The sequence below is a fragment of the Micromonospora gifhornensis genome, assembly GCF_016863515.1.
In the GTDB taxonomy this organism is placed as follows: domain Bacteria; phylum Actinomycetota; class Actinomycetes; order Mycobacteriales; family Micromonosporaceae; genus Micromonospora; species Micromonospora gifhornensis.
Map to the genome: position 1 here is coordinate 39,806 of NZ_BOPA01000037.1, position 14,977 is coordinate 54,782.

Here is a 14,977-nt window from a genome sequence, read left to right on the forward strand (position 1 = left end):
GTCTTTTCGAGAGGAACTCCGTGGCCGACGACTCCGTACCCCCGCTCAACGGTGGCACCCACATCAACCTGACGGTCCGCGATCTCGACCGCAGCACCGACTGGTACTGCCGGGCCCTGGGCTTCACCGTGGTCCGCGACGCCCGGCCGGTCGAGTCGGGGTTCACCTTCCGGACGCTGCTGCACTCCCGGGCGCTGACCTCCATCGTCCTCGGGCAGGCCGACCGGCCGGTCGAGGAGCCCTTCGACGAGCACCGGGTGGGGCTGCACCACCTGGCCTTCCACGTCCCCGAACGGGAGGACCTGCACACCTGGGTCGCCCACCTCGACGCGGTGGGCGTCGAACACGGCGGGGTGCAGGAGTTGTTCCTGGAGGCCGGACACGGCGTGTGGCTGCGCGATCCGGACAACATCTGGCTGGAGCTGTACTGGCTCAACGCCGACTACTTCATGCAGCGGATGCGGGAGCACCACCGGGCGCGGCGGGCCGAGCGCGTCGGCGGGCAGCAGTGACGCTGCCCGACGCCGTCGCCCGGCCCCGGATCGCCGCCGTCGACCTGGCCTGCTCCGACGACCCCTACCCGGAGTACGAGCGGCTGCGCGCCCAGGGCCCGGTCGTGCGGGGCGAGTTCGGGCAGTGGCTGGTGGTCCACCACGGCGCGGTCAGTGCCCTGCTCCGCGACGGCCGGTTGGCCAGCCACTTCCCCCGGGAGTTCATCCGGCTGACCCTCGGCCACGGTCCCGCGGCCGAGTTCCCCACCCGCATCGTGCTCACCCAGGACCCACCGGAGCACACCCACGCCCGCCGGTTCCTCGGCCAGGCGTTCGGTACGCCCCGGGTCAGGGCGATGACCCCGGCGGTGGCCGCGCTGGTCGAGGAGCTGCTCGCCCCGGCCCGCGACGCCGGTCGTCTCGACCTGGTCACCGACCTGGCCGTGCCGCTGCCGGTCACGGTGATCTGCCGGCTGATCGGCATCCCCGACGCCGACCGCGACCAGGTGCTGCCCCGGGTGATCGAGCTGGCCCAGGTCTTCGACGCGGCCAACCTCAAACCCGACGAGCGCGACGGTGTGGACGCCGCCGTCGCCTGGCTCCGCGAGTACGTCACCGCCCTGCTGCGGGACGCCACCCCCGGCGACTCCACCCTGGCCGGCATGTTCGCGGCGGCCACGCCCGAGGAGCGTGGGGACGTCGCCGCGATCGTCGACAACCTGCTGTTCCTGTTCCATGCCGGGTTCGAGACGACAATGGGGCTGGTCTCCAACGGATGCGTGGCGCTGCTGCGCAACCCCGACCAGTTGGACCGGCTGCGCCGGGACCCGACCCTGGTCCGGCCGGCGATCGACGAGTTCCTCCGGTTCGACTCGCCGATCCAGAACGCGATCCGGGTGGCCCGGGAGCCGATCGAGATCGGCGGTCACAAGATCAGGACCGGTCGGTCGGTGATGCTGCTGCTCGGCGCGGCCAACCGCGACCCCGCGGTCTTCGACCGGCCGGCGGAACTGGACCTGTCCCGCGCCCCGAACCCGCACCTGGGCTTCGGTGGCGGCCTGCACCACTGCCTGGGCACCGCACTGGCCCGGCTGATGGGCGAGCTGACGTTCACCGCGCTCGCCACCGGTTTCCGGGACATCGCGCCCGACGGCGACGCCCTGCGCCGCCAGCACGGGAGCCTGCGCTCCTTCGAGCGCCTTCCGCTGGCCGTCCGCTCCGCGTGAGGCCGCTGCCCACCCCCCGTCGTTAAGGAGAGACCCGCATGGCGCAGTTGTCCACAGACGTTTACTGGCATTCCACCGAACCCACCGAGGTCGGCCCGCCGCTGGACGGTGACGCCTCCTGCGACGTGTGCATCGTCGGCGCGGGCTACACCGGGCTGTGGGCGGCGCACTTCCTCAAGCAGGCCGAGCCGGGCATGTCGGTGCGGGTGGTGGAGGCGAAGTTCGCCGGCGAGGGCGCCTCGGGCATGAACGCCGGGTTCGTGCAGATGACCGCCGGCAAGGTGCTGCGTCGGATGCTCTGGTACTACGGCGCGGAGAAGGCGGGTGGGGTGTACCGGGCGGTCGCCCGGTCGATCCTGGAGATCGGCCGGTTCTGCCGGCAGAACGGCATCGACGCCCAGTACGAGAACACCGGCATCCTCCAGGTGGCCACCGACACCAAGCAGCTGGCCCGACTTGAGCTGCAGATCAAGCGGGCGCAGCGGGCCGGGGTGACCTCGTTCCGGCTGCTCGACCGGGAACAGGCGCAGGAGCGGATCGGCTCACCGACGGTCCTCGGCGCGCTGAAGGTCAGCGGCGCACTGCTCAACCCGTACCGGCTGGTGCGCGGGTTGGCGCGGGTGGTGCAGGAGCAGGGTGTGCTGCTGCACGAGCAGACCCCGGCGCAGACCATCGAGAAGGTCGACGGGAAGTGGCGGATCACCACGCCGCACGGCACGATCACCGCCAACGAGGTGATCGTGGCCACCGAGGCCATGCAGGGCGCGTTCCCCGAGCTGTACGCGCGCCAGATGCCGGTGTGGAACTACCTGATGGTCACCGAACCGCTTACCGACGAGCAGTTGGGCCGGGTGGCCTGGCCGGGGCGGGAAGGGGTGGCGAACTCCTTGTCGTTCTCCACCGCGGCCCGGCTGACCGCCGACAACCGGGTGCTCTGGGCCGGCGGCCTGTGGTACATGTTCGGCAACCGGGACACCGATCCCCGTCACCGTCGCAACGACGACGCCTTCGACAAGCTGGGCGCGTCGTTCCGGGAGTTCTTCCCACAGTGGCGCGACGTACGGTTCAGCCACGGCAACGGCGGGCTGATCAGTTGGAGCCACAGCTTCATCCCGCAGTTCGGCCGTACCGACTCCGGCATGGTCTACGGCCACGGGTACACCGGCAGCGGGATCGCGGCGAGCCACACCGGCGGGAAGATTCTGCGGGACCTGGTGCTGCGGCGTAAGACGGAGTTCACCGAGCTGGCGTTCGTGACTGTCAACCAGCCCAAGTTCCTGCCCGCCCCGTTCGGCGACAAGGGCGGCGAGTTCTTCATCTGGCGGCAGCGGGTGGGCGATCGGCTGCCGCTGCTGCTGCCGTACAAGTCGGCGCTGGCGCCGAACCGGTTCTTCGCCCGCCGGACGGGCTCCCCCGAACGGGCCACCGCGGGCCGCAGCAGCGACTGACCCACGACCGCGACACCGCCCGCTCGGCGGTCGGTGTCGCGGTCCGTCCGCGCTCGTCAGTCGGTGGCCGGCGCGGACGTGTCGGTCAGTCGGTGACCGGCGCGGTGAGGTCGGCGTGCAGGGTGCGGCTCTGGCCCACCGCCAGGTCCCACAGGTCCTCGGCGGCCCGCCCGCTGGCCTGCCACGCCTGCCGGGCCTGCCGCAGCGGCTCCAGCGGCGCCTCGGCGGAGAGCGCGAAGGTCCCCCAGTGCATGGTGGCCATCCGCTGGGCGCCCAGGTCACCGCAGGCGCGTACGGCCTCCGCCGGATTCATGTGCAGCGGCTTCATGAACCAGCGGGGCAGGTACGCGCCGACCGGCATCAGGGCGAGGTCCACCGGACCGCAGCGTTGCCCGATCTCGGTGAAGTACGGCCCGTAGGCGGAATCCCCGGCGAAGAAGACCCGACGTACCGGGGCGGCGGTGGCAGGGTCGGCGTCGGCCTCCAGCAGCCAACCGCCCCAGAGGCTCTGGCAGCCGTCGAAGAGGGTCCGGCGGCTCCAGTGGTGCACCGGTACGAACTGGAACTGCACCGCGCCCAGACGGACGCTCTCCCACCAGTCCAGTTCCTCCACGGCGGTGAAGCCCAGCCGGCGGAACCACCAGCCCAGCCCGCCCGGCACGAGCATCAGCACGTCGCGTGGCAGCCGGCGGATGGTGGGCGCGTCGAGGTGGTCGAAGTGGTTGTGGCTGATGACCACGGCATCCACCGGTGGCAGTGCCTCCCAGGGCAGGCCGGGTGGGGTGAATCGGGGCCGTACGCCGGGGATGCGCCGTGACCACACCGGATCGGTGAGCACCACGAGCCCGCCGATCTGGAGCACGAACGAGGCGTGACCGACCCAGGTGGCCACCACCTCGCCCGCGCCGGCGTGCGGTAGCTCAGCGGCCGGTTGGACGGGGATCTGGTCGACCTCGCTGAGATCGGGCTTCATCCCGCCCTCGGCGATCAGCTTGCGGACCGCCCGGGAGCCGGGCACCGGGTGGGTCAGCCGGTCGGCGAAGCTGGTCGGCCAACTGCGTTTACCGTGCCTTCCGGAAAGCATCCTGTCAAAGACGCGATAAACACTTCGCGGATATCTCATCACGTACCTCGATGCTCTCGCCGGCAGACCCCTGCACCTGCAACATTTGCGCCGTCAGCTAGGCCCAATCGAGGGTATGCCGAGCCTGGTATTTGCGCTAGCGTCTCTCGCATGTCGGCGACCACACACACCGACAGGCTATCTTTGTCCTGTCTGGACGATTTGCCGCGAGGGTTGTTCATCGCAGGCAAGTGGTCTGCTGCGGACGACCATCGCCAATTGGTGTCTTTGCGTCCATCCACGGCAGAGACACTCACGACGGTCGCGCATGCGGGCGTCACCGATGTGGCCAGGTCCGTCGCCGCGGCCGGTGCCGCCGGCCGACCTGGATCCCGCTGGCACCGGATGTCGCCGGCGGCCCGGTCCCGGATGTTGCATCGGATCGGCGACCTGATCCTCGAGAACGCCGACCGGCTGGCCCTGCTCGACTGTCTCGACAACGGCAAGCCGCTGCGGGTGGCCCGGGCCGGCGACGTACCGGCCGCCGCCGCGGTGTTCCACTACATGGCCGGCTGGCCCGGCCGGTTGAACGGCGAGAACGCCTCGATCTACACCGGCAGCCCGGAGCGGCACCTGGCGCTGACCGTACCGGAACCGGTGGGTGTGGTGGCCGCCATCATTCCGTGGAACTTCCCGCTCTACATGGCGGCGGCGAAGGTGGCCCCCGCCCTGGCGGCCGGCTGCACCGTGGTGCTCAAGCCCGCCGAGCAGACGCCGCTGTCCGCCCTGGCCCTCGCGCAACTGGCCCAGGAGGCCGGTCTGCCGCCGGGCGTGCTCAACGTCCTCACCGGCGACGCCGCCACGGGTGCGGCGCTCGCCGCGCATCCGGGCGTCGACAAGGTGACCTTCACCGGGTCGACGGAGGTCGGGCGCAGCATCGTCCGGGGCGCGGCCGTCGACTTCCGCCGGGTGACCCTGGAACTCGGCGGCAAGTCACCGAACATCGTGTTCGGCGACGCCGACCTGCGGCAGGCGATCGACGGGGCGGCCCACGCGATCTTCTACAACCAGGGTGAGACCTGCGTGGCCGGTTCCCGGCTGTACGTGCAACGGCAGGTCTTCGACGAGGTGGTCGCCGGGATCCGGGAGCGGGCCGCGGCGATCAGGATCGGCGACGGTCTGGACCGGGACACCGAGATGGGGCCGCTGATCTCCGCGGAGCACCGCACCCGGGTGCTGTCCTACCTGGACTCCGCCCGGGCCGACGGGGCCCGGGTCACCGGCGGTCAGGTGCCGGACTCGCCGGGCTTCTTCTGCACTCCGGCCGTGGTGACCGACGCCGACCCGCAGGCGCCGGTGGTCCGCGAGGAGGTGTTCGGCCCGGTGCTGGTGGCCCAACCCTTCGACACGGTGCAGGAGGCGGTGGCGCTGGCCAACGACAGCCCGTACGGGCTCGCCGCCGGCGTGTTCACCCGCGACCTGGGTCTGGCGCACCAGGTCGGCCGTCGACTGCGCGCCGGCACCGTGTGGATCAACAGCTGGCACGTGCTCGATCCGGCGCTGCCCTTCGGCGGGATGCGGGGCTCGGGTTGGGGGCGGGAAATGGGCAAGGCGGGCGTCGACGCCTTTCTCGAAACGAAAACACTGATAAATGATCTCGGCAACCGGTCGTGGGGGCCGACACCTGCTTCGAAGTGAGTACCGGTCGCGCTCGGCGACCGGGCACGTCGTGGGGAGGCATCGTGACAAGCGAAGAGCAGATGCTTGACATCTGGAAGAACATTTTCGGCCGCCAGGTAGGGCCGGACACCGACTTCTTCGACGACCTCGAAGGCGATTCGATGGCGGCAGCGGCCATCGTGCACTGGGTGAACATCGTCTTCGGCGTACAGCTACCGATGATCGAGGTTTTCGACCGGCCCACTCCGTCGGAACTGACCGGTGCGGTGGACGAACTACGGGCCGCTGCCCGGTAGCCGTCGCCCGGCTCGCACCTCTCCCTCACCGGTCGCCAGCAGTCACCGGTCGACCGCAGCTCAAGAACCCGTCCGGGGCACACCTCCGGCGGGGGCATTCGTACCACTTCGTTGTCAACCGGCCATCCCGAGGGAACGTCATGGACATCGCCAGATCGGAGCACCACCCTTCGTCAGCCAGCGTCCCCCAGGCCCCGCCGCCGGCACCGTCGCGCGCGGACGCTTCGGGGGCACACTCGGCACCGTTGAGCGATCTGCAGTACGCGTACCTGCTCGGCGAGCTGGGCGATTTCCAGCTCGGTGGTCCTGCCCTCTTCTTCGAGGAATACGCCTGCCAGGAGCTGGACATCCGGGCCTTCAGCTCGGCCCTGCACCAGCTCATGCGCCGGCACGAGATGCTCCGCGCGTCGTTCGACGAGACGGGCCTGCTGCACGTCCAGGACGAGCTGCCCGTACCGCTGACCTACCGGTCGCTGCGCGGGCAGCCGGAACACGTCTGTCGGCGGCTGCTCACCCGTAACCGGGAGCGCTGTTACGACGAGGGGCCGCCACGCGGCCGGCACGCGCCGTTCGAGGTCTTCGTCTTCGCCCTGGACACCCACATCGTGGTGCAGGTCTGCGCGCGGCTGCTGGCCATCGACGGGTTCTCGGGTGAGATCTTCGCCCAGGAGCTGCGGGCCCTGCTCGACGGCGAGTCGCTGCCCCCGTTGCGGTACACCTTCCGCGAGTACCGCAACGAGGTCGAGCGACGCAAGGACAGCGACGAGCACGAGCGGGCCCGCCGCTACTGGCTCGACCGGCTGGACACCCTGCCCGCGGCACCGGAGCTGCCGCGCCGCCGGATGACCGGCGACCCCAGCCCACGCCTGGTACGCCGGGTCTTCAAGCTCACCGCCGAGCAGTGGACCAGCCTGGCCGCGCGGATCCGGAAGAGTCGACTCACCGGCACGATGGTGCTGGGCGCGGCGTTCTGCGAGGTGCTGCGGCACTGGTCGAAGAACCCCGACTTCACCATCAACATCATGTACGGCGACCGGCTGCCGTTCCACCCGGAGGTCGACAAGATCATCGGCAACTTCAGCAGCACTCTGCTGATGGAGTGCCGCCAGGTCGGCCCGGGCAGCACCTTCCTCGACCGGGCCCGCGCCTGGCGCCGGCAACTGCTCCAGGACATGGAACACTCCTCCTTCGGCGGAGTCTCCGTCATCCGTCAGCTCAACCAGCGCACGGGCAACGCCCGCAACGCGCTGATGCCTGTGGTGTTCACGAGCATGCTCGGCGTCGGGGATCCGGACACCGGCGTCTTCCTGGAGCATCTCGGCTGGCAGCGGCTGGAGGGCAAGGTCCGTACGCCGCAGGTCGCGTTGGACCACCAGGTCTTCGTGGCCGGCGGCGCCCTGGTCACCACCTGGGACAGCGCCGACGACCTCTACCCGGCGGGCATGATCGACGACATGTTCGCCGCCTACCGGTCCCTGCTGATCCGGCTGGCCACCGAGGACGACGCCTGGGGGATGGAGTCGTTCGATCTCACCCCGGCAGCTCAGCTCAAGGTCCGCGAGCAGGTCAACGACACCGCCGCACCGGCCCGGGTGGCCACCATGCACCAGCTCTTCGAGGAGCAGGCCGAGCGGCAGCCGGACCGGCTCGCGGTGATCGCCGACGGCCGGGAGATCACCTACGCCCAGCTGCGCGACCAGGCAAACGCGGTCGCGGCGGAACTGGTCGAGGCAGGCGTACGGCCGGGCGAGGTGGTCGGCGTGCAGGCGCTGCGCGGGGCACACCAGATCGTCGCGTTGCTCGGGGTGCTGATGGCCGGGGCCGCGTACGTGCCGGTCTCGCCACAGTGGCCGCGCCGTCGACGCGAGCAGGTGGCCGAGATCTGTGGACTGCGGGTGCTGCTGGCCGACCGCAGCATCCAGGACGAGGAGCCGTACGCCGGTGGGCGCAGCATCGACATCGCCAACGCCATCGCCCGGCAGGACGGTGCGGCGCGGCCGGCGGTGCAGACCAGCCCGGAGTCGTTGGCGTACGTCATCTTCACCTCCGGCACCTCCGGCACGCCGAAGGGCGTGATGATCTCGCACGGCAGCGTGGTCAACACGCTCGTCGACATCAACGAGCGGTTCGGGCTCAGTCCCCGCGACCGGGTGCTCGCCGTCTCCGACTACACGTTCGACCTGTCGGTGTGGGACGTGTTCGGGATGCTCGCCGCCGGCGGGACGGTGGTCGTACCGACCGCCGGGCAGGAGCGCGAGGTCACCCACCTCTACGAGTTGTGTCAGGCCACCGGCGTCACGGTGTGGAACAGCGTGCCGGCGTACCTGGCGATGTTCGTGGAGTTCGTCCGCACCAGCGGTCGGCGTACGCTCACCGAGCTGCGGCTGGCCATGGTCAGCGGCGACTGGGTGCCGATCAACCTCGGCGCGGAGCTGGCGGAGATCGCGCCGCATGCGGCCTGCGTGAGCCTCGGCGGCGCGACGGAGGCGTCGATATGGTCCAACTACCACCCGGTGCCGGTACGCGTACCGCCGCACTGGATCTCGATCCCGTACGGTCATCCGCTGCGCAACCAGCGCTTCCAGGTGCTCGACGCCGGCCTGCGGGACCGCCCGGACTGGGTGCCGGGTGAGCTGTTCATCGGCGGACGCGGCCTGGCCCTGGGCTACCTGGGCGACGACGAACTGACCGCCGCCTCGTTCCTGGTGCACCCACGGCAGCAGGAACGGATCTACCGCACCGGCGACTGGGCCCGCTACTGGCCCGACGGCACGCTGGAGTTCCTCGGCCGGGAGGACCCGCAGGTCAAGGTCAACGGCTTCCGGGTGGAACTCGGCGAGATCGAGGCGGCGCTGCTGGCCCACCCGGCGGTCACCGACGCCGCCGTGGTCACCCGCACCGACGGGCGGGCCGTGTCGCTTGTCGCCTTCGTCGCCTCGCAGACCCCGGCCGAGCAGCTGGTCACCCAGCTGAAGGACCACCTGGCGTCCCGGTTGCCGGAATACATGGTGCCGCGCAGCATCGACGTACGGCAGCGGCTGCCGCTGACCGCCAACGGCAAGGTCGACCGGCGGCAGCTGGCCGAGCAGGCCGCCGGCGTGGGGGCGACCCGGCAGGTCGGCGACGACGCTCCCCGTACCAGCACCGAGCGGACGCTTGCCGCGCTGTGGCAGGAGCTGCTGGAGGTGCCGGAGGTCGGCCGCTCGGTCGACTTCTTCGCCTACGGCGGCAGCTCGCTGCTGGCGGCACGGCTGATGAACCGCATCGAGCAGCAGTTCGGGCGACGGCTGCCGCTGGCCACGCTCTACACCTCGGGCACCATCGCGGAGATCGCCGCCCTGCTCGACCCGGCCTGTCACGCCGAGCCGGCGGGCAACCTGGTCGCGCTCTCCGACAACGGGCATCGCCCGCTGATCCTGGTGCACCCGGTCGGCGGCGACCTGCTCTGCTACCGCCCACTGCTCGCCGAGTTGGGCGCCCGGCACCGGGTGCTGGGCCTGGCCGCGCCGAACCCGGCGCAGCCGGGAGTGACAATCGAGGAGCTGGCCGCCGGTTACCTGGCCGAACTCGCGCCCACGCTCGCGAACGAGCCGCCGGACCGGCCGATCCGGCTCGCCGGCTGGTCGCTGGGCGGCGTGGTGGCGTACGAGATGGCCCGGCAGTTGCGGCGGCAGGGCCGCGAGTGCGCCGTACTGCTCATCGACCCGTGGGTCGGCTGCGGCGCCCACCCGACGGTCGACGACACCACGCTCGTGAAGGCGTTCCTGCACAACCTCGCCGGTACGCCGGTGGAGGTGCCCATCGACCCGTGCGCCCCGAACGTCGCCCAGGAGACGCTCCGCCGCATCTGGGCGGCCCCGCCCGCGCAGCTCAAAGAGCTGAAATCGGTGACGTACGCGGAGGTGCAGGCGATGTACGACGTCTTCGAGGCCAACACCCGGGCGCTGCTGCGGTACTCGCTCGTCCCCGAAGACGGCCTGGAACTGGACGTGGTGGAGGCGTCGCGAGGGCTCGTCGGCCCGGCGGCCGGCTACCTGTCGCCGCTGCGGCACGCCGCGGCCGAACTCCCAGCCCGCTTCCACATGCTGGAGGCCGATCACTTCACAGTGGTCGACGGCGAGCACGCCGACGCCGTCGCCCGGTTGGTCGACGAGATGCGATAACCGGCACGGGCCCGCGACGACGTTCTTCACGTCGCGGGCCCGTGCCGATACGGCGGCGGGCAACCGTGGTGCCGGAAGATCGCCCGCCGGCCGTTGCTCCGTCGCCGGTGTTGCTCCGTCGCCGGGGTGTCAGGCGACGCCCGGGGACGTGGTGAGCGTGGTGTGCAGGGCGTCGCGGATGCCCGGGCGGGAGCCGAAGACCAGCAGGAACGTCGCCTCGCGCACCAGTCGCTGGGCATGCTGGTCGCGCAGGACGGCCCGGCTGCCGGCGGCCACGGCCAGGTTCGCGCTGGCCCGCAGCGCCAACTCCGAGGCGGCGGCCCGGGCGGCGGGCATGGTCTCCGGGTCGGCGCTGTCGAGGCGGTCCCGGACGGCGTCGAGCTGCGAGCGCAGGCGCGGCTCGTCCGCAAGCTCGATCGCCCGGTCCGCCACGCCGAGCGCGAGCGAACCGTTGAAGCGCAGCGTCGCCGGGTCCCGCTGTCGCCACGCCTCCAGCGGCATCTGGTTGGCGACCCGGTCGGCAGGTACGAAGTGGTTGTCGAAGGTGACAGTCACCGTGCTGCTGGCGTTCACCGCCGACATGCGCAGCGGCTCGGTGGTCAGGGTGTCACTCGTCGCGGCGTCGACAAGCGCGAAGACCAGCGTGTCGTCGGAGAGCCGGGCGGCCACGTAGATCGTGTCGACAAGGCCCCAGCCGCTCACCCACGGCGCGGCGCCGGAGAACAGGAATCCCCCGTCGACCGGCGTGGCCGACAGCGCCGCCGGACCGGGCCGTACCGCCGCGCCGATCGCCAGCCCCGCCCGGCGCTGCCCGGTCGCCAACGGTTCCAACCAGGCCGCCCGCAGCTCGGCGTTGCCGGTGTTGGCCGCCGCCATCACCGCGTTGTGGTGCTGGGCCCAGAGGAACGTGGTGGTGAGACAGCCACTGGCGAGGGTCTCGATGACCCGGCACACCGCGGGGAAGCTCGGCAGGTCGAGGCGGTTGAAGTCCGGGGGCGCGGCCAGCCCGTAGAAGCCCTGCTCGGCGAGCAGGTCCAGGTGGGAGATGGGTACGCGGTCAGCGGCGTCGACCGCCAGCGCGGCCGGAAAGAACACCTCGTCGGCGATCTCGCGCGCCTGTCGCAGGCTCGTGGACTCGTCGATGGAGACAGTCACAGCAGTGCCCTCCGTTAACGGGGCCCCGAGAGGGGCCGGTGGTGCGGGCCCATGAGCCCGGTGGCCGCGTCGGCTGCCGCGGTGGCTGACCCGCCAACCACCAGAACTCGTCTTTACTAGCATCCTTGTGTGTCTGCAAAAGACGAGTCAATGCCCGTTATGATGCTAGGACATCTTTCCTGACAGATCACGCACCGGAGGGCGCCGTGGCAGGAGAACCTTCGTTCATCGAGTTTGCAGTCCCGGTTCCCGAACGCACCCGGGACTTCTACGAGGCGCTGTTCGGCTGGAAGTTCACGATGCTCACCCACGGGTCGTACATCGAGATGCCGGGCGCGCCCGCGGGCCTGGAGGCCGGCTCCCACCCGGACACCGACCCGCCGCACATCATCGTCTACTTCGCGGTCGACGACCTGGCCGCGGCCGTCGAGCGGGTCAAGGAGCTGGGCGGAGAGGTGGGCCCGCTGCGTCCGCCGAGCCCGGACTACGGCGCGTTCGCCGAGTGCCGCGACAACCAGGGCGTCGCCTTCGGCCTGCGGGAGCTCCCCAAGGCCAGCTGACCCGATGCGAGCAGTGGTGGTCGGCGCGCATCGCCGACCACCACCGTTCGTCTGGGTAGGAATTCGGGCCACCCACCACCCGGGCCGCCCAACTGATCGACTCCGTTACGGCGAAACGGCGGGTACCGGCCGCCCGGGACACCGCCACAACGCCGTAACGGCGGCCGCCAGACCGCTGCGGCGTGCGGCCGGACCGCTGCGGCGGCGGCCGACGGCCAGAGCGATGCGGGGGCTCAGGACGGGGAGTCCGGTAGGCGGTGCGGGTCGGCGACCACGGCGGCGGCCAGCTGCACGTAGTCCTTGACCAGTTGTTGCGCCCAGTCCGGGGTGAACCGGTCGCGGTCGCACATCAGGACGGCGGTGAGCGTCTCGTCCTGCGGTACGACGACGAACTCCAGCGCGAAGCGGCTGCGCTCCAGCTGCGCCTCCAGGTCGTCCAGCTCGTCGCCGCTCATGTCGGCGCGCGGCACGAACGACCCGAGCAGCTGGAACATGACGTCGTCGGTACGGCCCTCGCCGGTGACCGTGCCGGGCGGCAGCAGCTGCGCCGGCAACTCCTGGTGGCGCAGGCCCTCCATCACCACGTTTCGTACCTGTCGCAGCAGGTCGGTGAAGGGCTCGGCGTCGTCCACCCGACCGCGCAGCAGCACCATGGAGACGAAGAAGCCGACGGTGTCGCGGACCTCCGGCCGGCTGCGGTTGGCGAACAGCGACGCCACCGTCAGGTCCGACTGGCCGGTGGCGCGGTGCAGCACCAGGTAGAACAGGGAGAGCATCACCGGGAAGAGGGTGGTGCGCTGCCGGCGGGCGAGCTGGTGCAGCCCCTGCACGACGTGCGCGTCGATGGTCAGCTCCACCGACACCCAGGCCGGCTCGTCCGGGCCGCGGGGGACGTCGGCACGCTCGGGCAGGCGCACCAGCCGTGCCCCGTCGAGCTGACCGCGCCAGTGGTCGAACAGCGCTGCCGAGTCCGACCCGGAGATCCGCTCCCGCTGCCAGTCCGCCCAGGTGGCGTACTGCCAGCCGATCTCCGGCAGTTCCTCGCCCTGGTAGAGCGCCCGGATGTCGCGGGAGAGCAGCGCGTTGGACCAGTCGTCGCTGACGTAGTGGTGCATGGTCAGCACGAAGATGTGGTGCTCGGGGCCGACGGTGATCAGGGTGGGGCGGGTGGGCCACACCCCGAAGTCCACGGCGGTGGACAGCTCGGTGGCGATGTGTTCGCGGGCGGCCTGACGGGGATTGGCGTACCCGGAGGTGTCCACCCGGAGCAGCTCGACCGGACGCGGCGGGTTGATCACCTGGACGAGTTGGCGTTTCCGGGCGACGAACGTCGTCCGCAGCGACTCGTGTCGCTCGTGCAGCAGGTCGACCGCGCGCTGCAGGGCGGCGACGTCGCAGTCTCCGCGCAGGTGCCACACGACCTGCTCGTTGAGGGAGTGCTGCTGCCCTCGATAGTGGTCCATCAGCCACAGAAGGCGTTGACCCACCGAAGCCGGTTCCTCTCGCATGGCCGCGACGCTACCGCAGTACGCGTGTGGTTACGAGGGTTTCGAAGATACTCGAACAGTCTCCGCAAACACTCCTTGACACGAGTTTCACGGAGCCCGAATAATCGGCGGCGGACGCGGGGCGTGCACGCCGTACCGGTCCGTCGGGAGGCCCCTATGACAGCCGTTCGCGCGCCACGGGTCAGCTTCGACGTCTCGGATCCTCGGCTGCTGGCCGATCCGTTCCCCACGTACGAGCAGCTGCGCCGCACCGGCGCCGTGCTCAGCAACGGGCCGGGGCAGTGGGTGGTGCCGGGCTACCGCGAGGTGGCCGCCCTGCTGAAGGACCAGCGGCTGACCAAGACCCTGCCGGAGCAGTACTACCGCTTCACCGTCGGTGACCCGGAGCTGAGCGGCTTCCTGTCCGGGCAGAACCTCGGCCAGCGCAACCGGCTCGCCAGCCGGGTACTGGTCAGCTCGTTCAGCCCTGGCCTGGTCCGGCGGCTCGGCGAACGCATGACCTCCCTCGTGGACGATCTGCTCGAACCCGTGCTGGCGACCGGCCGGATGGACCTGGTCGCCGACCTGGCGCTGCCCTTCCCGCTGATGGTGATCTGCGATCTGCTCGGGGTGCCGGCCGCCGACCGGTCGCTGCTGTGGCCGCACGCGGCGCAGCTGGTCCGGGCCTTCAGCGACGTGGCGTTCGGCAACGACCGGGACATCGACGAGGCGGTCCGGTCGCTGCGCTGGCTGCGCGAATACCTCGGCGACCTGGTCGAGAACGGTCCGGCCGGCGACAACCTGCTGACCCGGATGGCGACCACCGAGTCGGACGGGCAGCGGCTGCGCCGCGAGGAGATCGTCGACAACGCCATCACCGTCTTCTACGCCGGCTTCGAGACGTCGATGGGCATGATCACCAACGGCATGGTCGCCCTGCTGGAGCATCCCGACCAGCTTGCCCGGCTGCGGACCGGGACCGCCGGCACCGCCACCGCGATCGAGGAGATGCTGCGCTACGAGGCGCCGATCCAGGTGACCATGCGCAGCCCGCTGGAGCCGGTGGAGGTCGCCGACCGGGTCATCCGGCCCGGCCGCGTCCTGTATCTGCTGGTCGGGTCGGCCAACCGGGATCCGGAGCAGTTCGACGAGCCGGACCGCTTCGACGTCGGCCGGCGACCCAACCAGCACCTCAGCTTCGGTGCCGGCGTGTACCACTGCCTGGGTGCGGCGCTGGCCCGCGCCGAGGGCGTCGCCGTCTTCGATCGGTTGCTGGGTCGTACCCGTGCCATCGAACTCGACGGCGAGCCGGTGCGCCGGCCGCGCTTCAACTTCCGCACGTACGACCAGGTGCCGCTCGCGGTGCGGCCGGCGTGACGGTGACCAGCATGCGGCGCCCGGAACCGGC

Annotated in this window: 11 protein-coding genes; 8 read left to right on the top strand and 3 right to left on the bottom strand. The window is 70.9% G+C overall.

The features are described 5' to 3' along the window. The first annotated feature begins 20 nt into the window (after window positions 1–20). Genes Vgi01_RS24270 through Vgi01_RS24280 form a run of 3 tightly spaced genes read left to right on the top strand, consistent with a single transcriptional unit; the run spans window position 21 to window position 3,165 of the window. The gene (locus Vgi01_RS24270) at window positions 21–512 is read left to right on the top strand and encodes a VOC family protein (RefSeq protein WP_102656822.1); all 492 of its coding nucleotides are present in this window, start codon (window positions 21–23) and stop codon (window positions 510–512) included. Further along, window positions 509–1,717, top strand: coding sequence for a cytochrome P450 (locus Vgi01_RS24275; RefSeq protein WP_204292558.1), 1,209 nt, complete (start codon window positions 509–511; stop codon window positions 1,715–1,717). The genes Vgi01_RS24270 and Vgi01_RS24275 overlap by 4 nt, the downstream gene beginning before the upstream one ends. Window positions 1,718–1,755: 38 nt before the next feature. Further along, window positions 1,756–3,165: an NAD(P)/FAD-dependent oxidoreductase gene (locus tag Vgi01_RS24280; RefSeq protein WP_204292560.1), complete on the top strand. Its 1,410-nt coding sequence runs from the start codon at window positions 1,756–1,758 to the stop codon at window positions 3,163–3,165. 85 nt (window positions 3,166–3,250) lie between these two features. On the opposite strand, the gene Vgi01_RS24285 is transcribed toward Vgi01_RS24280, so the two are convergent. Next, window positions 3,251–4,249: an MBL fold metallo-hydrolase gene (locus Vgi01_RS24285; RefSeq protein ID WP_232510651.1), complete on the bottom strand. Its 999-nt coding sequence runs from the start codon at window positions 4,247–4,249 to the stop codon at window positions 3,251–3,253. Window positions 4,250–4,399: 150 nt separating this feature from the next. Here Vgi01_RS24285 and Vgi01_RS24290 point away from each other — a divergent pair, with 150 nt between their 5' ends. From Vgi01_RS24290 to Vgi01_RS24300, 3 genes are all read left to right on the top strand, one after another. After that, window positions 4,400–5,926, top strand: coding sequence for an aldehyde dehydrogenase family protein (locus Vgi01_RS24290; protein WP_050814522.1), 1,527 nt, complete (start codon window positions 4,400–4,402; stop codon window positions 5,924–5,926). Between the two features lie 44 nt (window positions 5,927–5,970). Then, a complete protein-coding gene (locus tag Vgi01_RS24295) occupies window positions 5,971–6,204 on the top strand; it encodes an acyl carrier protein (protein ID WP_126711769.1) in 234 nt (77 codons plus the stop codon). Between the two features lie 245 nt (window positions 6,205–6,449). Further along, on the top strand, window positions 6,450–10,367 hold the full coding sequence (locus Vgi01_RS24300) for a non-ribosomal peptide synthetase (RefSeq protein WP_204292562.1): 3,918 nt from the start codon (window positions 6,450–6,452) through the stop codon (window positions 10,365–10,367). Between the two features lie 129 nt (window positions 10,368–10,496). Here the strand turns inward: Vgi01_RS24300 and Vgi01_RS24305 are convergent, their stop codons facing one another. Next, on the bottom strand, window positions 10,497–11,522 hold the full coding sequence (locus tag Vgi01_RS24305; protein WP_204292564.1) for an acyl-CoA dehydrogenase family protein: 1,026 nt from the start codon (window positions 11,520–11,522) through the stop codon (window positions 10,497–10,499). 206 nt (window positions 11,523–11,728) lie between these two features. On the opposite strand from Vgi01_RS24305, the gene Vgi01_RS24310 reads away from it, so the two are divergent. Further along, window positions 11,729–12,082 carry a VOC family protein gene (locus tag Vgi01_RS24310; protein ID WP_013731211.1) on the top strand — a complete coding sequence of 118 codons (354 nt, stop codon included), beginning with the start codon at window positions 11,729–11,731 and terminating at the stop codon, window positions 12,080–12,082. A gap of 233 nt (window positions 12,083–12,315) precedes the next feature. Here the strand turns inward: Vgi01_RS24310 and Vgi01_RS24315 are convergent, their stop codons facing one another. Then, a complete protein-coding gene (locus tag Vgi01_RS24315; RefSeq protein WP_204292566.1) occupies window positions 12,316–13,590 on the bottom strand; it encodes a condensation domain-containing protein in 1,275 nt (424 codons plus the stop codon). A 156-nt stretch (window positions 13,591–13,746) separates the two neighbouring features. Here Vgi01_RS24315 and Vgi01_RS24320 point away from each other — a divergent pair, with 156 nt between their 5' ends. After that, window positions 13,747–14,946: a cytochrome P450 gene (locus tag Vgi01_RS24320; RefSeq protein ID WP_204292568.1), complete on the top strand. Its 1,200-nt coding sequence runs from the start codon at window positions 13,747–13,749 to the stop codon at window positions 14,944–14,946. Window positions 14,947–14,977: the final 31 nt, after the last annotated feature.